19 protein-coding genes and 1 tRNA gene are annotated in these 20,657 nt (G+C 55.9%); 14 read left to right on the forward strand and 6 right to left on the reverse strand.

The window, feature by feature from the left end; all coding sequences use genetic code 11:
- Positions 1–7: 7 nt before the first annotated feature.
- The 6 genes from IM294_RS05975 to ureG are packed head-to-tail and all read left to right on the forward strand — an operon-like array spanning position 8 to position 4,336.
- On the forward strand, positions 8–322 hold the full coding sequence (locus IM294_RS05975) for an urease subunit beta (RefSeq protein ID WP_028014465.1): 315 nt from the start codon (positions 8–10) through the stop codon (positions 320–322).
- Positions 315–2,018, forward strand: a complete 1,704-nt coding sequence (gene ureC, locus IM294_RS05980; protein ID WP_028014466.1) for an urease subunit alpha — start codon at positions 315–317, stop codon at positions 2,016–2,018. The genes IM294_RS05975 and ureC overlap by 8 nt, the downstream gene beginning before the upstream one ends.
- 9 nt (positions 2,019–2,027) lie before the next feature.
- Positions 2,028–2,486, forward strand: coding sequence for an urease accessory protein UreE (ureE, locus tag IM294_RS05985; protein ID WP_126817107.1), 459 nt, complete (start codon positions 2,028–2,030; stop codon positions 2,484–2,486).
- Positions 2,487–2,495: 9 nt separating this feature from the next.
- Positions 2,496–3,035, forward strand: a complete 540-nt coding sequence (locus tag IM294_RS05990; protein ID WP_049138365.1) for a HupE/UreJ family protein — start codon at positions 2,496–2,498, stop codon at positions 3,033–3,035.
- Entirely contained in the window at positions 3,035–3,709 is a 675-nt protein-coding gene (locus IM294_RS05995; RefSeq protein WP_126817106.1) for an urease accessory protein UreF, read from the forward strand. The genes IM294_RS05990 and IM294_RS05995 overlap by 1 nt, the downstream gene beginning before the upstream one ends.
- 9 nt (positions 3,710–3,718) lie before the next feature.
- Positions 3,719–4,336 carry an urease accessory protein UreG gene (gene ureG, locus IM294_RS06000; RefSeq protein WP_126817105.1) on the forward strand — a complete coding sequence of 206 codons (618 nt, stop codon included), beginning with the start codon at positions 3,719–3,721 and terminating at the stop codon, positions 4,334–4,336.
- 46 nt (positions 4,337–4,382) lie between these two features.
- Here ureG and tsaD read toward each other — a convergent pair whose 3' ends face one another.
- Entirely contained in the window at positions 4,383–5,396 is a 1,014-nt protein-coding gene (gene tsaD / locus IM294_RS06005) for a tRNA (adenosine(37)-N6)-threonylcarbamoyltransferase complex transferase subunit TsaD (protein ID WP_047364618.1), read from the reverse strand.
- Between the two features lie 236 nt (positions 5,397–5,632).
- Here tsaD and rpsU point away from each other — a divergent pair, with 236 nt between their 5' ends.
- The 3 genes from rpsU (at position 5,633) to rpoD (ending at position 9,707) form a co-directional block, all read left to right on the forward strand.
- Positions 5,633–5,848 carry a 30S ribosomal protein S21 gene (rpsU, locus tag IM294_RS06010; protein WP_001144069.1) on the forward strand — a complete coding sequence of 72 codons (216 nt, stop codon included), beginning with the start codon at positions 5,633–5,635 and terminating at the stop codon, positions 5,846–5,848.
- 115 nt (positions 5,849–5,963) lie between these two features.
- Positions 5,964–7,709, forward strand: a complete 1,746-nt coding sequence (dnaG, locus tag IM294_RS06015) for a DNA primase (RefSeq protein WP_028014472.1) — start codon at positions 5,964–5,966, stop codon at positions 7,707–7,709.
- Between the two features lie 153 nt (positions 7,710–7,862).
- Entirely contained in the window at positions 7,863–9,707 is a 1,845-nt protein-coding gene (gene rpoD, locus IM294_RS06020; RefSeq protein WP_028014473.1) for an RNA polymerase sigma factor RpoD, read from the forward strand.
- A gap of 102 nt (positions 9,708–9,809) precedes the next feature.
- Here rpoD and mug read toward each other — a convergent pair whose 3' ends face one another.
- Positions 9,810–10,316, reverse strand: a complete 507-nt coding sequence (gene mug / locus IM294_RS06025) for a G/U mismatch-specific DNA glycosylase (protein WP_008503183.1) — start codon at positions 10,314–10,316, stop codon at positions 9,810–9,812.
- A gap of 124 nt (positions 10,317–10,440) precedes the next feature.
- Here mug and IM294_RS06030 point away from each other — a divergent pair.
- Positions 10,441–10,516, forward strand: a tRNA-Ile gene (locus IM294_RS06030).
- Positions 10,517–10,709: 193 nt separating this feature from the next.
- On the opposite strand, the gene IM294_RS06035 is transcribed toward IM294_RS06030, so the two are convergent.
- The gene (locus IM294_RS06035; RefSeq protein WP_047367099.1) at positions 10,710–10,964 is read right to left on the reverse strand and encodes a hypothetical protein; all 255 of its coding nucleotides are present in this window, start codon (positions 10,962–10,964) and stop codon (positions 10,710–10,712) included.
- An 855-nt stretch (positions 10,965–11,819) separates the two neighbouring features.
- Here IM294_RS06035 and IM294_RS06040 point away from each other — a divergent pair.
- Entirely contained in the window at positions 11,820–12,989 is a 1,170-nt protein-coding gene (locus IM294_RS06040; RefSeq protein WP_063438515.1) for a hypothetical protein, read from the forward strand.
- On the opposite strand, the gene IM294_RS06045 is transcribed toward IM294_RS06040, so the two are convergent.
- Entirely contained in the window at positions 12,990–13,754 is a 765-nt protein-coding gene (locus IM294_RS06045) for a siderophore-interacting protein (protein ID WP_126817061.1), read from the reverse strand.
- A 147-nt stretch (positions 13,755–13,901) separates the two neighbouring features.
- On the opposite strand from IM294_RS06045, the gene IM294_RS06050 reads away from it, so the two are divergent.
- A complete protein-coding gene (locus IM294_RS06050; RefSeq protein ID WP_041908013.1) occupies positions 13,902–14,396 on the forward strand; it encodes a PadR family transcriptional regulator in 495 nt (164 codons plus the stop codon).
- On the opposite strand, the gene IM294_RS06055 is transcribed toward IM294_RS06050, so the two are convergent.
- Positions 14,393–15,952 (reverse strand): methyl-accepting chemotaxis protein, encoded by a 1,560-nt coding sequence (locus tag IM294_RS06055; protein WP_126817059.1) that lies wholly within the window; start codon positions 15,950–15,952, stop codon positions 14,393–14,395. The genes IM294_RS06050 and IM294_RS06055 overlap by 4 nt on opposite strands.
- Before the next feature lie 336 nt (positions 15,953–16,288).
- Positions 16,289–17,809: a PAS domain-containing methyl-accepting chemotaxis protein gene (locus tag IM294_RS06060; RefSeq protein WP_126817057.1), complete on the reverse strand. Its 1,521-nt coding sequence runs from the start codon at positions 17,807–17,809 to the stop codon at positions 16,289–16,291.
- Positions 17,810–18,244: 435 nt separating this feature from the next.
- Here IM294_RS06060 and ygjG point away from each other — a divergent pair, with 435 nt between their 5' ends.
- Both ygjG and IM294_RS06070 read left to right on the forward strand, forming a co-directional pair.
- On the forward strand, positions 18,245–19,624 hold the full coding sequence (gene ygjG, locus IM294_RS06065) for a putrescine aminotransferase (protein ID WP_185860329.1): 1,380 nt from the start codon (positions 18,245–18,247) through the stop codon (positions 19,622–19,624).
- 484 nt (positions 19,625–20,108) lie between these two features.
- Positions 20,109–20,651: a fimbrial protein BcfA gene (locus tag IM294_RS06070; protein ID WP_193360310.1), complete on the forward strand. Its 543-nt coding sequence runs from the start codon at positions 20,109–20,111 to the stop codon at positions 20,649–20,651.
- Positions 20,652–20,657 lie beyond the last annotated feature (6 nt).

A 20,657-nucleotide genomic window follows, 5' to 3' on the forward strand; every position in this document is an offset into this window, starting at 1 on the left:
GCACGTGATGATCCCAGGTGAATACCAGATCCAGCCCGGCACTATTGCGATCAACGTAGGGCGTGAAGCCCAAAGTGTTGTTGTTGAAAATCACGGCGACAGGCCGATCCAAGTCGGATCGCACTACCACTTTTACGAGGTCAACCCGGCGCTGAAGTTTGATCGCGAAGCCACCAGGGGCTACCGGCTGAACATTCCGGCGGGTACCGCCGTGCGCTTCGAGCCAGGCCAGAAGCGAGAGGTGACGCTGGTGCAGGTGACGGGCGCGCAGCGCATTTTTGGCTTTCGCGGCGAGGTCATGGGCGAGGTGAAACATGGCTGAAATTTCACGTCAGGCGTATGCCGACATGTTCGGCCCCACTACCGGGGATAAGGTGCGGCTGGCGGACAGCGAGCTGTGGATCGAAGTGGAAGACGATCTCACGGTCTACGGCGAAGAGGTCAAGTTCGGCGGCGGGAAGGTGATCCGCGACGGCATGGGTCAGGGGCAGATGACAGCTGACGGCTGCGTGGATCTGGTTCTCACCAACGCGCTGATCGTCGACCACTGGGGGATCGTGAAGGCCGATATCGGCGTGAAGAACGGGCGGATCTTCGCCGTCGGCAAAGCCGGGAACCCGGACATTCAGCCCGGCGTGACGATCCCGATCGGCGCCGCGACGGAAGTGATTGCCGCCGAGGGGAAGATCGTCACCGCTGGCGGGATCGACACCCACATCCACTGGATCTGCCCGCAGCAGGCGGAAGAGGCGCTGGTCTCCGGCGTCACCACCATGATCGGCGGCGGCACCGGACCGGCGGCGGGCACCAACGCCACCACCTGCACGCCGGGGCCGTGGTATATCGCCCGCATGCTGCAGGCCGCCGATACGCTGCCGGTGAATATTGGCCTGCTCGGCAAAGGTAACGGCTCCAACCCGGACGCCCTGCGCGAGCAGATCGCCGCCGGCGCCATCGGGCTGAAGATCCACGAAGACTGGGGCGCGACGCCCGCGGCGATCAACTGCTCGCTGGAGGTGGCCGAAGAGATGGATATTCAGGTGGCGCTGCACAGCGACACGCTGAACGAGTCCGGGTTTGTTGAAGACACGCTGGCGGCCATCGGCGGGCGCACGATCCACACCTTCCACACCGAAGGCGCGGGCGGCGGCCACGCGCCGGATATCATCACCGCCTGCGCGCACCCGAATATTCTGCCCTCTTCCACCAACCCGACCTTGCCCTACACGGTGAACACCATCGACGAGCACCTCGACATGCTGATGGTTTGCCATCACCTCGACCCGGATATCGCCGAGGACGTGGCGTTTGCCGAATCCCGCATTCGCCGGGAGACCATCGCCGCGGAAGACGTGCTGCACGATATCGGCGCGTTCTCGCTCACCTCGTCAGATTCGCAGGCCATGGGTCGCGTCGGGGAAGTGATTATCCGCACCTGGCAGGTGGCGCACCGTATGAAGGTCCAGCGCGGCGCGCTGCCGGAAGAGACCGGCGATAACGATAACTTCCGCGTGAAGCGCTATGTCGCCAAATACACCATCAACCCGGCACTGACCCACGGCATCGCCCATGAAGTCGGTTCGATTGAGGCGGGTAAGCTGGCGGATCTGGTGGTCTGGTCCCCCGCCTTCTTTGGCGTAAAACCGGCCACCATCGTCAAAGGCGGGATGATCGCCTGCGCGCCGATGGGCGACATCAACGCCTCGATCCCCACGCCGCAGCCGGTGCATTACCGCCCGATGTTTGGCGCGCTGGGCGCAGCACGTCACGCCACGCGGCTGACGTTTGTTTCTCAGGCGGCCCACGCGAACGGCATCCCGCAGCAGCTCAGCCTGCAGAGCGCCACGGCGGTGGTAAAAGGCTGCCGGACGGTGAAAAAGGCGGACATGATCCATAACGCTCTGCAACCGAACATCACCGTCGATTCGCAAACCTACGAGGTACGCGTCGACGGCGAACTGATTACCAGCGAACCGGCTGACGTTCTGCCGATGGCGCAACGCTATTTCCTGTTTTGAGGAGTGAAGATGATCTATTTGACCCAACGCCTGGACCACGCGCATCCGACTACCGCCAGCGTCACGCTGCCGATTGACGTGCGGGTGAAAAGCCGCGCCCGCGTGGCGCTTAACGACGGGCGCGAAGCCGGACTGATGCTGCCGCGCGGCCTGCTGCTGCGTGGGGGCGACCTGTTGACCACCGACGACGGCAGCGAAGTGATCGAAGTGATCGCTGCCCCGGAGTCGGTTTCCGTGGTGCGCTGCGCCGATCCGTTCCTGCTCGCCCGCGCCTGTTACCACCTGGGCAACCGCCACGTGCCGCTGCAGGTCATGCCCGGCGAGCTGCGCTATCACCACGATCACGTTCTCGACGACATGCTGCGCCAGTTCGGGCTGGACGTGACCTACGCCAGCCTGCCGTTTGAACCGGAAGCGGGCGCGTATGCCAGCGATGCCTACAGTCACTCTCACGCTCATTCACATTAAGGATCAATCATGCGCAAGTATTTACCGCTATTACTGCTGGCTTTTTCCGTTCCCGCGCTCGCGCATCCCGGCCACGGCGCCGACAGCTTTCAGGCCGGGTTTTTCCATCCGCTGACCGGGCTGGATCACCTGCTGATGCTGACCGGGGCTGGCGTGCTATCTGCCCTGAGCGGCCGCAAGCTCCTGCTGCCGTTTGCCACCCTCGGCATGATGCTTGTCGGCGCCGTTGCGGGCAGCCTGCTCGGCGGCTTTAGCGGCATGGAGATGCTGATTATCGCCTCGCTGGCGGTCTGCGGGGTGATGATGTTTAAAACTGAAAACCGCCTGCTGCTGGCGGTGCCTGCCCTGGCGATGTTCCACGGCTGGGCGCACGGGGTGGAGATGTCTGGCCACAGCTTCTGGCTGTTCACCAGCGGGTTTATGTTCGCCAGCGCGACGGTGCTGTGCGCCAGTTTCGCCGCAGGCTTGCTGCTGCGCCGTCACGACGGGCTGCGTAAAACCTTCGGCGGCGGGCTGATTGTCTCCGCCCTGCTGGCGCTGATGAGCTGATGGAGCACGCCCGCCAGTGGCTGCGCCTGATGCAGCTCTCCAGCAGCAGCCTGCCGGTCGGGTCGTTTACCTGGTCGCAGGGGCTGGAGTGGGCCGTAGAGGCGGGCTGGGTTACGAGCACCGACGCCTTCAGACGCTGGCAGATCCAGCAGATGGAGCAGAGCTTTTTCTGCGTCGATCTGCCGATATTTATCCGGCTGTTCCGGGCCTGCGAACAGCAGGACGTCGCGGCAGCAAAACGCTGGACGGCATATTTGCTCGCCTGCCGGGAAACGCGCGAGCTGCGCGAAGAGGAGCGCAACCGTGGGGCGGCCTTTACGCGCCTGATTAAAAGCTGGGAGCCGAACTGCCCGGCAGAGTGGCTGCCGCTGTTTGCGCAGAGCCAGCTCTGCGGCATGGCGTGGCTCGGCGTGCGCTGGGGCATTGGCGCGCGCGAGCTGGCGCTGAGCCTCGGCTACAGCTGGATAGAGAGCGCAGTGATGGCGGGCGTCAAGCTCGTCCCCTTCGGACAGCAGGCGGCGCAGCAGCTGATTATCGAGCTGAGCGACCATTTTGCCGCCGGGTTTGAACAGGCATTTTTACGTGGCGACGACGCGCTGGGGGCAGCTACGCCACTGTCGGCCATCGCCTCCGCGCGCCACGAAACACAATATTCACGACTATTCCGTTCCTGAGGAGTCAACATGGCTGATTACAAACATCCCCTGCGCGTGGGCGTGGGCGGTCCGGTAGGATCGGGCAAAACCGCGCTGCTGGAAGCGCTCTGCAAGGCGATGCGCGACACGTACCATCTGGCGGTGGTCACTAACGATATCTACACCAAAGAGGATCAGCGCATCCTCACCGAGGCGGGCGCGCTTGAGCCGGAGCGCATCGTGGGCGTGGAGACGGGCGGCTGCCCGCATACCGCCATCCGTGAAGATGCCTCAATGAACCTCGCGGCGGTAGAAGCACTCAGCGAGAAGTTCGGTAATCTGGATCTGATCTTCGTTGAAAGCGGCGGCGACAACCTGAGCGCGACCTTCAGCCCGGAGCTGGCGGACCTGACTATTTACGTGATCGACGTGGCCGAAGGGGAAAAAATCCCGCGCAAGGGCGGACCGGGGATCACCAAATCCGATTTTCTGGTGATCAACAAAACCGACCTCGCGCCGTACGTCGGTGCGTCGCTGGAGGTGATGAAGCGTGATACCAATCGCATGCGCGGCGAGCGCCCGTGGACCTTTACCAACCTGAAGGCGGGTGACGGTCTGGGGACGATTATTGCGTTTCTGGAAGAGAAAGGGATGCTGCGGGTGTAGTCGTAAATTTCCCTCTCCCTGTGGGGAGAGGGTTAGGGTGAGGGGGTTACGCCTCAGGCAGTTCCGCCAGCGGCCAGCGCGGACGCACGGACACGCTCAGGTCGGACGTTGCCCCCGCATTCAGGCGCACCATACCGGCGTAGGCGATCATCGCCCCGTTATCGGTACAGAATTCCGGACGCGCGTAGAACACTTCCCCGCGACGCTTTTGCATCATCTCCGCAAGCTTCGCGCGCAGCGTGCGGTTGGCGCTGACGCCGCCCGCCATCACCAGACGCTTGAAGCCGGTCTGATCCAGCGCACGCTTGCACTTGATCATCAGCGTATCCACTACCGCATCTTCGAACGCGCGGGCGATGTCGGCGCGGGTCTGCTCGTCGTTGTCGTTATTGCGGATAGTATTCGCCGCGAAGGTTTTCAGCCCGGAGAAGCTGAAGTCCAGCCCCGGACGGTCGGTCATCGGGCGCGGGAAAACAAAGCGCCCTTCCGTTCCCTGCGACGCCATTTTAGAGAGCATCGGGCCGCCTGGGTAATCCAGACCCAGCAGCTTGGCGGTTTTATCGAACGCTTCGCCGGCGGCGTCGTCGATCGACTCGCCCAGCAGCTCGTACTTGCCAATACCCGTTACGCTAATCAGCTGGGTATGCCCACCGGAGACCAGCAGCGCCACGAACGGGAATTCGGGCGGATTCTCTTCCAGCATCGGTGCCAGAAGATGCCCTTCCATGTGGTGAACCGGAATGGCGGGAACGTCCCACGCGAAGGCCAGCGAACGCCCTACCGTCGCGCCGACCAGCAGCGCACCGACCAGACCCGGCCCTGCGGTATAGGCTACGGCGTCAATATCGGTTGAGCTTAATCCGGCCTCTTTCAGCGCCGCCTGAATCAGGGGAACCGTTTTACGCACGTGGTCACGAGAGGCCAGTTCAGGTACGACGCCGCCGTAGTCAGCGTGCAATTTCACCTGACTATACAGCTGGTTGGCCAGAAGCCCTTTTTCGTCGTCGTAAATGGCGATGCCGGTTTCATCGCAGGATGTTTCAATACCCAGTACACGCATGACTTGTTTTACCTCGTTTCAATACCGCGCAGTGTAGAGCCTGGGCGGGTTGATGTAAAACTTTGTTCGCCCCAGGAAGAAGGCTCGTGTATACTCCCCACCCTTATTAAAGTCCCTTTCAAAATCGCATCGGTGCTTTACAAAGCAGCAGCATTTGCAGTAAAATTCCGCACCATTTTGAAATAAGCTGGCGTTGATGCCAGCGGCAAACCGAATTTATTAAAGGTGAGAGTTACATGCCGGTAATTAAAGTACGTGAAAACGAGCCGTTCGACGTAGCACTGCGTCGCTTCAAACGTTCATGCGAGAAAGCAGGTGTTCTGGCTGAAGTTCGTCGTCGTGAGTTTTATGAAAAACCAACGACCGAACGTAAGCGCGCTAAAGCTTCCGCTGTGAAACGTCACGCGAAGAAACTGGCTCGCGAAAACGCACGCCGTACTCGTCTGTACTAATCTGTTGAGGGCCAACGCCCTCAATTGACAGACAGAGTTGTAGTCGTAAGGCCGTGCTTCCGGAAGGAATGCGCGGCTTGTTTTCGTTTATAAGTCGCTTAAATTTTTGGGGCATATGGCCGGAAGAATCCCACGCGTTTTCATCAATGACCTGCTCGCCAGAACCGACATCGTCGATCTCATCGACGCGCGGGTAAAGCTGAAAAAGCAGGGCAAGAACTACCATGCGTGCTGTCCGTTCCATAACGAAAAAACCCCCTCCTTCACCGTAAACGGTGAAAAGCAGTTTTACCATTGCTTCGGCTGTGGCGCACACGGTAATGCCGTCGATTTTTTAATGAACTACGACAAGCTCGAGTTCGTTGAAACCGTCGAAGAACTGGCGGCGATGCATAATCTTGAAGTGCCGTATGAAGCAGGCAGTGGGCCAAGTCAGATCGAGCGCCATCAGCGGCAAACGCTGTATCAACTGATGGATGGCCTGAATTCGTTTTACCAACAGTCTCTTAAGCACTCTGCGGCTGAGCCTGCGCGTCAGTATCTGAACAAGCGCGGACTGAGCGACGATGTGATTGCGCGTTTCGCTATTGGTTACGCCCCGCCCGGCTGGGACAACGTGTTAAAGCGTTTTGGCGGCAATAGCGAAGATCGTAAATCCCTCATCGACGCAGGCATGCTGGTCACTAACGACCAGGGACGAAGCTACGACCGCTTCCGTGAACGGGTGATGTTCCCGATCCGCGACAAGCGTGGCCGGGTAATTGGTTTTGGTGGTCGCGTGCTGGGTGATGCCCTGCCGAAATACCTCAACTCTCCGGAAACCGATATTTTCCATAAGGGCCGCCAGTTGTACGGTCTTTATGAGGCGCAGCAGGACAATGCGGAACCTCCGCGTCTGCTGGTCGTCGAAGGCTATATGGACGTCGTTGCGCTGGCGCAGTACGACATTAACTACGCGGTTGCGTCGTTAGGTACGTCCACCACTGCCGATCATATTCAACTGCTGTTCAGGGTGACCAACAACGTCATCTGCTGTTACGACGGTGACCGAGCCGGACGCGACGCCGCCTGGCGAGCGCTGGAAACCGCGCTGCCGTATATGACCGACGGACGTCAGCTACGCTTTATGTTCCTGCCCGACGGTGAAGACCCGGATACGCTGGTGCGTAAAGAGGGCAAAGCGGCATTCGAAGCGCGGATGGAGCAGGCACAGCCGCTCTCCACGTTTCTGTTTAACAGCCTGATGCCGCAGGTGGATTTGAGTACCCCTGACGGGCGCGCGCAGCTCAGTACTCTGGCGCTGCCGTTAATCAGCCAGGTGCCCGGCGAAACGCTGCGCATCTACCTGCGTCAGGAGTTAGGCAACAAGCTCGGTATCCTGGATGACAGCCAGCTTGAACGTTTAATGCCTAAACAGGCTGAAAACGGCACGGTTCGCCCCGCGCCTCAGCTAAAACGCACAACCATGCGTATACTGATAGGGTTACTGGTGCAAAACCCCGAACTTGCTCCGCAAGTGCCGTCGCTGGCGGGTTTGAACCACGAAAAGTTGCCCGGACTTGGCTTATTTTCAGAACTGGTCAACACTTGTTTGTCTCAGCCAGGTCTGACCACCGGACAACTTTTAGAGCATTATCGCGGCACAAAAGAGGCCGCTACCCTTGAAAAACTGTCGATGTGGGACGATATAGCAGATAAGGAAATTGCAGAAAAAACGTTCACCGACTCGCTCAACCATATGTTTGATTCGATGCTTGAGTTGCGCCAGGAAGAGTTGATAGCTCGCGAGCGCACCCATGGCTTAAGCAGCGAAGAACGCCGGGAGCTCTGGATGATTAACCAGGAACTGGCGAAGAAATAAAAAATTTAACGGCTTAAGTGCCGAATATCGATCGGGAAGCCCCCGGCAGCCGCACTGAGAGGCAGCGGCAAAAATATAAGTACGCCCTCGCTTTAAAGGTTGGCAGCACCATCGCCGACACCAATCAAACGAATTAAGTGTGGATACCGTCTTATGGAGCAAAACCCGCAGTCACAGCTGAAACTTCTTGTCCAACGCGGTAAGGAGCAAGGCTATCTGACCTATGCCGAGGTCAATGACCATCTGCCGGAAGATATCGTCGATTCAGACCAGATCGAAGACATCATCCAAATGATCAATGACATGGGCATTCAGGTGATGGAAGAAGCACCGGATGCCGATGATCTGTTGCTGGCTGAAACCTCCAACAACACTGACGAAGATGCGGAAGAAGCTGCTGCACAGGTCCTGTCCAGCGTGGAATCTGAAATCGGGCGTACCACTGACCCGGTCCGCATGTACATGCGCGAAATGGGTACCGTTGAACTGTTGACCCGCGAAGGCGAAATTGACATCGCAAAACGCATCGAAGACGGGATCAACCAGGTTCAGTGCTCTGTTGCCGAATACCCGGAAGCGATTACCTATCTGCTGGAGCAGTACGATCGCGTTGAAGCGGAAGAAGCGCGCCTGTCTGACCTGATCACCGGTTTTGTCGACCCGAACGCTGAAGAAGATATGGCGCCTACCGCCACTCACGTCGGTTCTGAGCTGTCTCAGGAAGAGATGGATGACGACGAAGATGAAGATGAGGAAGAAGACGACGACAGCGCGGACGATGACAACAGCATCGACCCGGAACTGGCGCGCGAGAAGTTTGCCGAGCTGCGTACCCAGTACGAAGTAACGCGTGACACCATCAAAGCGAAAGGCCGCAGCCATGCCGCCGCTCAGGAAGAGATCCTGAAGCTGTCTGAAGTATTCAAACAGTTCCGCCTGGTGCCAAAACAGTTCGACTACCTGGTAAACAGCATGCGCGTGATGATGGATCGCGTACGCACCCAGGAACGCATCATCATGAAGCTGTGCGTTGAGCAGTGCAAAATGCCGAAGAAGAACTTCATCACCCTCTTCACCGGCAACGAAACCAGCGAAACCTGGTTCAACGCGGCTATCGCGATGAACAAGCCGTGGTCTGAAAAACTGCACGACGTGAAGGACGATGTCTATCGCGGTCTGCAGAAGCTGCAGCAAATTGAAGAAGAGACCGGCCTGACCATCGAGCAGGTCAAAGACATCAACCGTCGCATGTCCATTGGTGAAGCGAAAGCCCGCCGTGCGAAGAAAGAGATGGTTGAGGCGAACTTGCGTCTGGTTATCTCTATCGCCAAGAAATACACCAACCGCGGTCTGCAGTTCCTGGATCTGATTCAGGAAGGCAACATCGGTCTGATGAAAGCGGTAGATAAGTTTGAATACCGTCGTGGTTACAAGTTCTCTACTTACGCGACATGGTGGATCCGTCAGGCGATCACCCGCTCTATCGCGGACCAGGCACGCACCATCCGTATTCCGGTTCATATGATTGAGACCATCAACAAGCTCAACCGTATCTCCCGCCAGATGCTGCAGGAGATGGGCCGCGAGCCGACGCCGGAAGAGCTGGCCGAGCGCATGCTGATGCCGGAAGACAAGATCCGTAAAGTGCTGAAGATTGCCAAAGAGCCAATCTCCATGGAAACACCGATCGGTGATGATGAAGATTCGCATCTGGGGGATTTCATCGAGGATACCACCCTCGAGCTGCCGCTGGACTCGGCTACAACCGAGAGCCTGCGTGCCGCCACGCACGACGTCCTGGCTGGCCTGACCGCCCGTGAAGCGAAAGTGCTGCGTATGCGTTTCGGTATCGACATGAATACCGACCACACGCTGGAAGAAGTGGGTAAACAGTTCGACGTGACCCGCGAACGTATCCGTCAGATCGAAGCGAAGGCGCTGCGTAAGCTTCGTCATCCTAGCCGCTCTGAAGTGCTGCGTAGCTTCCTGGACGACTAATCCTGGTAAACAGCGAAAAGCTCCCAATCGGGAGCTTTTTTTTTGTTTATTCCCTCTCCCCGTGGGAGAGGGCCAGGGTAAGGGCATCAGGCCGCAAAGGAGCTAAAGCCCCCGCACCATCAGCGCCTCATCCAGCTCCCTGTAGGCCTCCACCAGCTTATCCAGCGTCGCTCTGTTGAGCCCGCTGGGATTCGGCAACACCCACACCTGTGTAACGCCAATCATGATGCTCTGCTTGCCCCACTTAGCCCCGCGCTGGCTGAACGCCTGCTCGTAGGCCTGCTTTCCGAGGATCGCCAGCGCGGCGGGCTGATAGTCTTCAATCTTCTTCACCAGTTCCCGCCCGCCGCTGCGCAGTTCATGCAGGTTGACCTCGCTTGCCTGTACCGTCGGCCGCTCGACCAGCATGGTAATTCCGCAGCGCGTGTCCAGAAGGTGCTGCTCCTCTTCCGGCTTGAGTAACCTGTCGGTAAACCCGGCCTGGTAGATCACTTTCCAGAAGCGATTGCCCGGATGGGCGAAGTGAAAGCCGGTGTGCGCCGAGGACTTTCCCGGGTTGATTCCGCAAAACACCACCCGCAGGCCAGGGGCCAGAATGTCGTTGATCATCTTTACTCCCGCTGATACGTCGTTATGGAAGTATAAAGGATTGATAATGCGTTGTTTATAAAAACAGCAGGCAGGTGTGAATGGCTGGATTGCTGCGGGGAGTTACTTTATAATTCACCGCCACGGCCCCTTAGCTCAGTGGTTAGAGCAGGCGACTCATAATCGCTTGGTCGCTGGTTCAAGTCCAGCAGGGGCCACCAAATTTTAGCTTTATAATCATATAATTAAGCCACTCCAGCGAGTGGCTTTTTTTTCTATGTTACTGATAGCGAACCTTTATCGTTACCCTGCTTCTTAACTGAACCCGATTTCAATCCAGACCCCACTGTATGACGCAGAGCAGAACAGGCTTAACTTCGCCTCGACGACCACCTTGTGGATCAGTTTTCATGATTAGCTTTTGTATCGAGCGAAATGCCGGTAGATTTTTTTCGTAACAAAAATGGCAAGTACGCCCAGCAGAATTGACGCTAAGCCCAGGAAAATCAATAAAGAAAGGATATGACTGAACAAGCCTCCAAAGCTTGTAAAATCACTCAATCGAGCAAACTGCTCCGGAGTGAGTACTCGAACGACGACCTCTGGAATAGATAGAAAGAAAATAATCACCACCAGAACATAAATTGCCACTCTACCGCTTTTTTTCATTTTCTTCCTTGCCCCTTATGACAATGATGATCAATTATTGACATGAGTTATTAAAAAGATGAAACGAGCAATCTTATGGTTTCTGCAGTCCTATATTTATTACATCCCTATAGCACTCATTGTTGCTGGCGCTTATCTCTTCGCGCGTTTCCTGCCTGACTATTTTGGTATACTTACCTTTGCATGGATCATCATCGTTTCCTATTTTTATGTAAAACATAATCGTTGGTTCTGATGGGTTCCGGAAAATCAACAGCCCACGCGCGCGCAACAAAAAAGCCAACCCTGTACTCCAAGGGTGTTGGCTCTATCTTAAAGCAGCGACAATCTCACCGGGTTAAAACACGTACGTATGTCCAGCGTAAATTCGTTAGAAACAATATGTGCCTTCAATTGATATACAGATGCTCAACTGCCGTGTAGTTTACGCCTACACCTGACGCGTAAGTCAGATAATTTTACGTTATCGAGCCGTATTCACGGCCAGGATTGTCCTGCCAGCTGCCTGAGTGCTCCTTATCTTTACCCCCACACTGCCCCCCGGACGGGAAAGGGTGTTCATTTCTTTGGCTCACCGTCCAATCTGCAGATTTTTTATCGAATCGTAATACCTTTCTTCCGTATTTTGCGCAGTGACCTGTCTTTATTTAGATATTATTTCTATATATTTCAATGAATTAAATTTAACCTCAAAAAGCAGCACTCTTATTCTTTTGTTAAGCGCTCATCTTCACACTCTGTAAAATCTAAAGAAATCCCCCATCGCGCCGATCATCATCCGTGTGTATTATTTCCTGTAGCTTTTACAACAACTACCCTTAACTCAAATACTTAAGCGCCAAAGCGAAAGGCATCATGAGCACACCGATCAAACGGCTAGAAATCATTAAAAATGCCATTGAACTGGAAGATGACGACATCATCCAGAGCCAGCTGACACGCCTGAAAAATGAAGCGTTTGACGATGAGCTACAGGCAATCGTCGTGGCGCTTGAGGAGAAGAACTACACCGCGGCCATGGCGGCTATTACCGCCTGGCTGCAGGGCCAGCGCGCCGTGACCCCGTGGCGTGACCCACAGGTAGCCGCCAGCAAGCTGGAGCTGAAGGCGCTGGAAGAGCGTCTGCGCGATCTGATTGACCGCCGCAACGCGCGCGTGCAGCAGCTTGATGAGTTCAACGATCTCTATTTCTCCCGCCTCGGACCGCTGATGCAGCAGATCCTCGCCCTGCGTAAAACGCTGGCGGAGCTGAACCTGCGTCGTCAGCAGGCGGAGGCACGTCGTCGCGAGGAGGATTACCGCCGCTGTCAGCGCTATATGGCGCAGGCGGTGGAGGTGCTGGCGACGCTTACCCAGCGCTGGCGCGATCTCCCGGCTGACTCCGTCCAGGCCGCTCAGGCGCGTAAGCATCTGGAGCAGCAAAGCAATCTGATTGCCAACCTGCTGGCCGAAGCGCTCGAACTGGAAAGCGGCTTAACGCGCGAAGAAGAGCCCGCGCGTCAGGCGCGCGACGAGGCCAACGAAGAGTACGAGAAGTATCGCGAACAGCATCACGATGCCGAAGTGCGGCTGCGCAAGGGCAAGCATCTCTCGGAAGAAGATCAGAACGAACTCAAGCGCCTCTGGCGGCAGGCGAGCAAGCTCTGCCATCCGGATTTAGTCGCAGACGATCTGAAAGAGGAAGCCAACGCGATGATGGTGCAGCTCAACCAGGCCAAACAGCGCGGCGACGTCAAAACCATTCGCTCGCTGGTGGCCCGCCTGCAGCAGGGGTTCGAGCCATTGATGGCGAGCGACAGGCTGAACGATCTGGAGCGTATCCGCAAAAAAATGGCGCAGGTCCGCGAGCAAATCGACACCTTAGTGAACGAGCTGGCGGAGCTGGAAAAAGAGGAGTCCTGGCTGCTGGTCTCGTCGCTGAGCAATATGGAAGCGTACTTTGCTCAGCAAGAGAAAGCGCTAAAAGAGGTATGCGCCTCGCTCGAACACCAGGTTAACGAAGCGCAAATGGATTCGGCAGCCTGATTATTTAGCGTGCCAGTATGCGCTGGCACGCACCAGATGCTGGTCAATCGCGTTGGTTTCAAACTGGCGGCTCAGGCTTTTTACCACCTTCCCTTCTCCGGTCAGCCAGATAAAGTAATCCTCCGCCGGAACGGTCAGCGCCGCCAGACGGTCAGCCACCGCCTGCTCGCTGTGGCCCACTACCCAGGTGATGTTGAAATCACCCAGGTGCGCCAGATAGTTCTTATAAGATTCGTCACCTACGGTCACCACCGCGTGAATCTCCGGACAAACCGGCAGTTTAGCAATGCTATCTAAACGTCGACGCAGCGCGGGCATGCCGGACTCGTCGCACACGTACAGCTGCCAGGCGTAATCCTCCGGCACTACCAGCGAACCGCGCGGGCCGCCGATCGTCAACCTGTCGCCCACCTTCGCCTCGACTGCCCAGCCGCTGGCAATCCCGCCGTCATGAATGAAGAAATCGAGCGCCAGCTCATGATTTGCCTCATCGTACAGCGGCGTATAGTCGCGCGCCTGTGGACGTACGCCGTCGCCCCAGTCGATACCTTCATCGGTGACCTTCGGCGGGACAAACGTGGTGCCAGGTGCAGGGAAAAAGACTTTGGTGTGGTCGTCGAAGCCGCGGGAGCTAAAGCCCTCCAGCGCCTCGCCGCCTAAAACAATGCGCTGAAAGCCTGCGCTAATGCGCTCAACGCGGCGCACCGTCAGCTCGCGAAAGCGCAGGTCATTACGCACGCGCTGTGGGTAACGGGTAGATGCCATTTTTAGCCTCTTCTCTGGTGAATACGATATATCGGAATTGATTTTCAAATGATAATGATTACTAATCAGTAAAAAAGCAAGATTTTTTAGATTGCATCTGAATATATCTTAGATATAGTTTAGATATATCAAATTAAGAGACATAACATGCGACATGAACACGACGGCGGCGGACGCCGACCGCGCTTTTTCGGCCACGGCGACCTGCGACTGGTGATTCTGGATATCCTGACCCGCAGCGCCAGCCACGGCTATGAGCTGATCAAAGAGATCGAGAACCTGACCCAGGGGAACTACACGCCGAGCCCCGGCGTGATCTACCCGACGCTGGATTATCTGCAGGATCAAACCTTTATCACCATTACGGAAGAAGAGAGCGGTCGTAAGAAAATTGCGATTACCGCTGAAGGACAACGCTGGCTGGACGAAAACCGGGAACAGCTGGAACAGATCCAGGTGCGTATTAAGGCGCGCAGCGTCGGCTTTGAGCTGCGCAAAAACCCGCAGATGAAGCGGGCGCTGGATAACTTTAAAGCGGTGTTAGACCTGAAGGTAAATCAGGGAGAGCTCAGCGACGCGCAGCTCAAGCAGATTATCGGCATAATCGACCGCGCGGCGCTGGAGATCTCCCAGTTGGATTAAGCCGGCGCGTGCTCGCTCACTCGGAATACACGTACCAGCTCTTTCAGGTGCATCGCCTGCTCGTTAAGGGATGCCGCCGCCGCGACGGACTCCTCCACCAGCGCAGAGTTCTGCTGGGTGGTGGCATCAATCAGGCCAATCGCGCTGTTGATCTGCGAGATCCCCTCCGTCTGCTCGTGGCTGGCCTGGCGGATCTCGCGCAGGATCGTGTCCATCTCCTCCACGTTGTCGACCATGCCGTTGATCAACGCGCTCGCTTTTTCCACCAGATTCATCCCGTCCTGGGTCTGGCTGGTGGAGCTCTCGATCAGCTCGCGAATTTCACTGGCAGACGACGCGCTCTTCTGGGCAAGCTGGCGAACTTCACCGGCAACCACCGCGAAGCCGCGGCCGTGCTCGCCCGCACGCGCCGCTTCCACCGCCGCGTTCAGCGCCAGAATGTTGGTCTGGAACGCAATAGCGTCGATCAGGTCGATAATGTCGGACATCCGGTTCGACGTCTCGTTAATCAGGCGCATTTTGCTGGTCACCTGCTTCATCATCTCCCCGTTGTTTTTGACCACCGTGGCGGCATCTGCCGAGAGATTAGTCGCTTCCCCGGTGTGCGAGGCGGTGTTTTTCACCGTCGCGGTGATCTGCTCCATCGAGGCGGCGGTCTGTTCAACGGAACTTGCCTGCTCCTCGGTGCGCGCGGCAAGGTCCTGGTTACCAGCGACAATCTGCGCGGCTGCGCTGGAGATATTCTCCGAGCCCGTTTGCACCTGCTGCACAATATCCAGCAGGCGGTTTTTCATCTCCATCAGCGCGTGCAGCAATAGGCCCGTTTCGTCTTTGCCGTGCGGCGTGATGCTGCCCGTCAGGTCGCCCTCTGAAATGGCATTGGCAAAATTCACCGCCTCGCCGAGTGGGCGGGTAATAGCGCGCACGATAAACCAGCCAATCAGGCTGCCAGCGGCGACGCTAAAGAGGGTGATCAGGATCAGCAGCAGTCGGCTAGACCTGAAGTCTCCTTCCACCTGCGCCCCCGCGCTCTGCATCTCATGGTTCTGAATCGCAATCAGCTCCTGCACTTTAGCTTTATAGGCCTGCTGCACGGTGAGGGTATGGGTCATCATCTCCTGGATAGCACCCGCACGGTCATTATTCTGCACCGCCTGCAAAATGCGATAGCGCGAGTCCAGATACTGCTGACGAACGTCGCGGATCTCGGCAAGGACCTGCTGCGATTTCGGGTCCTGCAACACCGTATTCAGCTCGCCCAAAATCACCGTGATATGCTCGCTGATCTCTTTAAGATGCTGCTGCGACTGTGCCGTGTACGTTCCCTGTTCATCCAGCAGCATGAGCTGCTGGGTGCTAATAAATTCCTGGAAGTTGTCGATTAACTGGTTCGCTTTTACCGTGGTGGGATAATCATGGGTAATGATGGATTGCATCCCGTTGTTAGCCCGGTTCAGGCTCAGTAAGGACATACTGGCGCTGATCACCATCAGGACAATAAAGAACCCAAACGCCAGAAATAATTTCGTGCCGATCTTTACGTCATGTAAGAACATATTTACTCCATCGATGTGATTATTTCTCAGACGATCGCTGTTATCGGTAACGAATCCGCTAACTTTATGACTTTGATCGTTTTTTTATTTCATAACCATCACAATGGATAGGTAGAGTCTATTAATTCCGCCCCATCGATCGTTACCAGACCACCAGAACAGGGTTTTGCAAAATAGCATCGGGAAAAACTGACTTAGGCAGGGATAAATAACTGAGACATTTTCTTTAGTTATTTAATATCTCATTAACAATAAAAAACATTAATAGTCACAACCACAAATAAAAAAGCCGTTTATTCCTTACGGTATAAACGACTTTTCCGGAACATTACTGGCTCAATGGAGCACCGTCACCGCATCCTTAAGACGCCCGGCGCGGTGTTTCACCATGGCAGAGATATGCGCGCTCTCCTCGACCAGGTCGGCATTTTTTTGCGTAATGCTGTCCAGTTCCGCCACCGCGCGGGTTAGCTCTGACAGCCCGGTCGCCTGTTCGGACGTCGAGTGGCTGATCTGCGCGATGAGCTGCGTGACGTTTTTCACCTGCTCGACAATGTCATCCATCGTGCGGCCTGCGGCGTGCACCTGCTCCGAGCCGGACTGTACCCTGCTGGCGCTGGCATCAATCAGCTTGCGGATATCGTTAGCCGCATTCGCGCTGCGGCTGGCAAGGTGGCGAACTTCCCCCGCGACCACGGCAAAGCCTTTCCCCTGCTCGCCGGCTCTTGCCGCTTCAACGGCCGCATTCAGCGCCAGGATATTGGTCTGGAAAGCGATGTCGTTAATCAGGGAGGTAATCGAGCCGATGCGCTGCGTGCTATCGGCGATGTCATCCATCGTTTTAACCACGGTCTGCATCGCGTTGCCGCCTTTCGTCGCCGCGCTGCTCGCGGCGACGGAGAGTTTGTCCACTTCGGCGGCGGTTTCTGAGTTGCTCTGAACGGAAGCGGCCATCTGGTTCATCGTTGCGACGGTCTGCTGCACGTTCGCCACGGTCTGACGCGTACGATCGTTCAGCGCTTCGTTCCCCTGCGCCAGCCTGTCGCTGCCGTCACGGACGCTCATCACCTGGCTTGAGACGTCATTGATGAGCCAGCGGCACATCAGCCCCAACTGTCCTACCGCGCGCAGGGTCAACCCCAGCTCGTCGCTGCGGTTCAGATGCTGCACGCTGTTGCGCTCGCCGGTCGCCACCTTCAGCGCCTGATGCGCGACGTTTTCGATCGGGCGGACAATTTGCTGCTCAAACAGCAGCGTTCCCAGCAGCGTTATCACGGCGGCCGCTGCGAGCGGCACCCAGCCTGCGGAGGTGGTCATCAGGGTAGCGGCAAGCGCGGCAAAGAGCGCCGCCATCACGCTGCGTACGCGCCAGCGTAGCGGCATGGAAGGAAGTTTACCCAACCAGCCCTTACGCACCACCAGTCCTTTTTGGATGCGTTTTTTACAGCTCCCGTTATTCAGCGCCCGGTAGAGCGGCTCTACGGCAGCGATCTCTTCCTCCGTGGCTTTGGTGCGGATCGACATATACCCCGTCACCTGCCCATTCCGCACCATCGGTACCGCATTCGCGCGCACCCAGTAATGATCGCCATTTTTACGCCGGTTTTTGACAATGCCGCTCCACGGCTCACCCTGCTGCAGGGTGTACCACATATCGGCAAACGCCGCTTTTGGCATGTCGGGATGGCGCACCAGATTGTGCGGCTGGCCCATCAGCTCATCAAGCTGATAGCCGCTCACCTGCACAAAGGTGTCGTTTGCATGGGTCATATAGCTGTGGACGTCGGTGGTCGACATTAAGGTGGTGTCATCGTCCAGAGGATAATTATTCTGGGTGACACAGGAAGGAGAAGACATGACGGGCATTCCTTGCAGGTTATTCGAATGTTAATTTTGTGGTTTATTGTTTTTTCGGCGGTAAACAATTTATCTTTAGTTGTTAAACTTGATGGAGATCGCAGATTTCACTTAAACCGCACTTTTTGTGAGATTTTATAATTCATTGATTCCAAATACTTTCGCAAAGAAATTACCTATAAAGCATGACCTGTTAACGCCCACTTAAGCCGCAAGCGATGCACTCCTTTAGTGCAATTGCCTTTTTGTGCACCTGAGAATGCGGGTTGCCCTGTCCCCCTAAATCCCGTTTCGATTGCTCCGGCATGATTAAATATTGCGCAACATAATTTTAACCTGGCGTTTATCCCGATTTTCGTTAAGTCATCTGAAGTGGCGTAATCCCTGCAATACTTAACTCAGTATCATGTGATACGCGATCCCCGGGAGCATATTTTGAACAGGTTACCTTCCAGCGCCTCGGCTCTTGCCTGTACCGCGCACGCACTGAATCTCATTGAGAAGCGAACGCTCGATCATGAGGAGATGAAACAACTTAACCGAGAGGTCATTGATTACTTTAAAGAGCATGTGAATCCTGGTTTTCTGGAGTATCGCAAATCTGTTACCGCCGGCGGGGATTACGGAGCCGTAGAGTGGCAAGCGGGAAGTCTTAACACGCTTGTCGACACCCAGGGACAGGAGTTTATAGATTGCCTGGGTGGTTTCGGTATCTTTAACGTGGGGCACCGTAATCCAGTAGTGGTTTCCGCCGTACAGAATCAACTTGCGAAACAACCTCTCCATAGTCAGGAACTGCTCGACCCGCTTCGCGCCATGCTTGCGAAAACGCTGGCGGCCTTAACGCCCGGCAAGCTGAAATACAGCTTCTTCAGCAACAGCGGCACCGAGTCGGTCGAGGCGGCGATCAAGCTCGCCAAGGCGTACCAGTCGCCACGCGGGAAATTCACCTTTATCGCCACCAGCGGCGCGTTCCACGGGAAATCCCTGGGGGCACTGTCTGCGACCGCCAAATCCACCTTCCGTAAACCGTTTATGCCGCTGCTGCCGGGCTTCCGCCACGTGCCGTTTGGCGACATTAACGCCATGCGCACCGTGCTGAGCGAATGCCGTAAAACCGGCGATGACGTGGCGGCGGTGATCCTCGAGCCGATTCAGGGTGAAGGCGGCGTGATTTTGCCTCCACAGGGCTACCTGCCCGCCGTGCGTCAGCTGTGCGATGAGTTTGGCGCGCTGCTGATCCTCGACGAAGTGCAGACCGGGATGGGGCGCACCGGCAGGATGTTTGCCTGCGAGCACGAGAACGTTCAGCCGGACATACTGTGTCTTGCGAAGGCGCTCGGCGGCGGCGTGATGCCGATTGGTGCAACGGTTGCCACCGAGGAGGTGTTCTCGGTGCTGTTCGACAATCCGTTCCTGCACACCACTACCTTTGGCGGTAACCCGCTGGCCTGTGCGGCGGCGCTGGCCACCATCAACGTGCTGCTGGAGCAAAACCTGCCTGCGCAGGCGGAGCAGAAAGGCGACATGCTGCTGGATGGCTTCCGCCAGCTGGGGCGTGAGTACCCGGATCTGGTGCAGGAGGCGCGCGGCAAAGGGATGCTGATGGCAATCGAGTTTGTCGACAATGAAATCGGCTACAGCTTCGCGAGCGAGATGTTCCGCCAGCGGGTGCTGGTAGCCGGCACGCTCAACAACTCGAAAACCATCCGCATTGAGCCACCGCTGACGCTGACCATTGAGCAGTGTGAGCAGGTGCTGAAGGCGGCGCGCAAGGCGCTGGCAGCGCTGCGGGTAAGAGTAGAAGAAGTATGATTTAATCCCTCCTCTTATGGAGGAGGGAGTTATATCCCCTCTAATTTTATTTCAATTTGTAATTAAACATGGCATATTGAAAATCACTCTTACATTGACCTAAAGAACAATTCCCGTTTTAAATTAATATTTAATTTTAATAAAAGGATGGCGTTCAATAACAATGCAGAAATATCACTCTCGGCGATTACACCTTACTGAATCAGGCTAAATAGCGCATCAAACATACCCTCCCATTCTAAAAACTAATAAATTTTTAATTAAAACCCATTTAAGAATTTCTAAGCAAAAATCAACCAGCAATAGATTGATATAATATGTCTCGCCTCATAAAATACGCTTTCGGAACATCACGAGAATGTGCAAAACACAGCGTACTGTATGATTCTGTATATTCATGATTTTTAATCTGAATAGTCTTGTATTAAGTCACCTTTAATTTTGTTTCAACTTGACAGAAAACTGTTTATTTAAAAGGATTTGTATGAAAAAGCATGTTTTAGCAATGGTTGTTGCTGCATCTATGGCAAGCGGCGTGATGATGAACGCACAGGCAGACACCACCACAGTAAGCGGCGGTACCGTTAATTTCGTCGGTCAGGTTGTTAACGCTGCCTGTTCAGTTGCTGCCGATTCTGTTGACCAGACCGTTATCCTGAGCCAGGTTCGTACCGTGAAGCTGACTCAAAGCGGAATGCTGGCGAATCAGAAAGAAGATTTCAACATTAAACTGGAAGATTGCGACACCACTGTCAGCCAGAACGCAGCGGTTATTTTCAACGCGCAGCAGGATGCAACTCAGCCGGGCGCTATGGCGAATACCGCAGGTGCAGGTTCCACACAGAACGTGGCTCTGCAGCTGTTTGGACCGGACGGTAAAAACCTGGATCTGGGTACCACCTCTTCTGCAATCGGCCTGATCAATGGTGAAAACATTATCCCACTGAGCGTTGACTACATCGCTACAGGCGCAGCAACACCAGGTAACGTAGCATCCACCGCTACCTTCCAGATGGTTTATTCCTAATCGAAT

This window comes from Enterobacter cloacae complex sp. P43RS (genome assembly GCF_014930585.1).
Classification (GTDB): Bacteria; Pseudomonadota; Gammaproteobacteria; order Enterobacterales; family Enterobacteriaceae; genus Enterobacter; species Enterobacter bugandensis.

Bases quoted from the DNA above. Each gene is read 5' to 3' on its own strand.
- rpoD (WP_028014473.1), top strand. From the start codon at position 7,863: ATGGAGCAAAACCCGCAGTCACAGCTGAAACTTCTTGTCCAACGCGGT.
- IM294_RS05975 (WP_028014465.1), top strand. From the start codon at position 8: ATGATCCCAGGTGAATACCAGATCCAGCCCGGCACTATTGCGATCAAC.
- IM294_RS05990 (WP_049138365.1), top strand. From the start codon at position 2,496: ATGCGCAAGTATTTACCGCTATTACTGCTGGCTTTTTCCGTTCCCGCG.
- rpsU (WP_001144069.1), top strand. From the start codon at position 5,633: ATGCCGGTAATTAAAGTACGTGAAAACGAGCCGTTCGACGTAGCACTG.
- dnaG (WP_028014472.1), top strand. From the start codon at position 5,964: ATGGCCGGAAGAATCCCACGCGTTTTCATCAATGACCTGCTCGCCAGA.
- tsaD (WP_047364618.1), bottom strand. From the start codon at position 5,396: ATGCGTGTACTGGGTATTGAAACATCCTGCGATGAAACCGGCATCGCC.
- IM294_RS06055 (WP_126817059.1), bottom strand. From the start codon at position 15,952: ATGTTCTTACATGACGTAAAGATCGGCACGAAATTATTTCTGGCGTTT.
- ureG (WP_126817105.1), top strand. From the start codon at position 3,719: ATGGCTGATTACAAACATCCCCTGCGCGTGGGCGTGGGCGGTCCGGTA.
- IM294_RS06060 (WP_126817057.1), bottom strand. From the start codon at position 17,809: ATGTCTTCTCCTTCCTGTGTCACCCAGAATAATTATCCTCTGGACGAT.
- IM294_RS05995 (WP_126817106.1), top strand. From the start codon at position 3,035: ATGGAGCACGCCCGCCAGTGGCTGCGCCTGATGCAGCTCTCCAGCAGC.
- IM294_RS06040 (WP_063438515.1), top strand. From the start codon at position 11,820: ATGAGCACACCGATCAAACGGCTAGAAATCATTAAAAATGCCATTGAA.
- IM294_RS06045 (WP_126817061.1), bottom strand. From the start codon at position 13,754: ATGGCATCTACCCGTTACCCACAGCGCGTGCGTAATGACCTGCGCTTT.
- mug (WP_008503183.1), bottom strand. From the start codon at position 10,316: ATGATCAACGACATTCTGGCCCCTGGCCTGCGGGTGGTGTTTTGCGGA.
- IM294_RS06035 (WP_047367099.1), bottom strand. From the start codon at position 10,964: ATGAAAAAAAGCGGTAGAGTGGCAATTTATGTTCTGGTGGTGATTATT.
- IM294_RS06070 (WP_193360310.1), top strand. From the start codon at position 20,109: ATGAAAAAGCATGTTTTAGCAATGGTTGTTGCTGCATCTATGGCAAGC.
- IM294_RS06050 (WP_041908013.1), top strand. From the start codon at position 13,902: ATGCGACATGAACACGACGGCGGCGGACGCCGACCGCGCTTTTTCGGC.
- ureE (WP_126817107.1), top strand. From the start codon at position 2,028: ATGATCTATTTGACCCAACGCCTGGACCACGCGCATCCGACTACCGCC.
- ureC (WP_028014466.1), top strand. From the start codon at position 315: ATGGCTGAAATTTCACGTCAGGCGTATGCCGACATGTTCGGCCCCACT.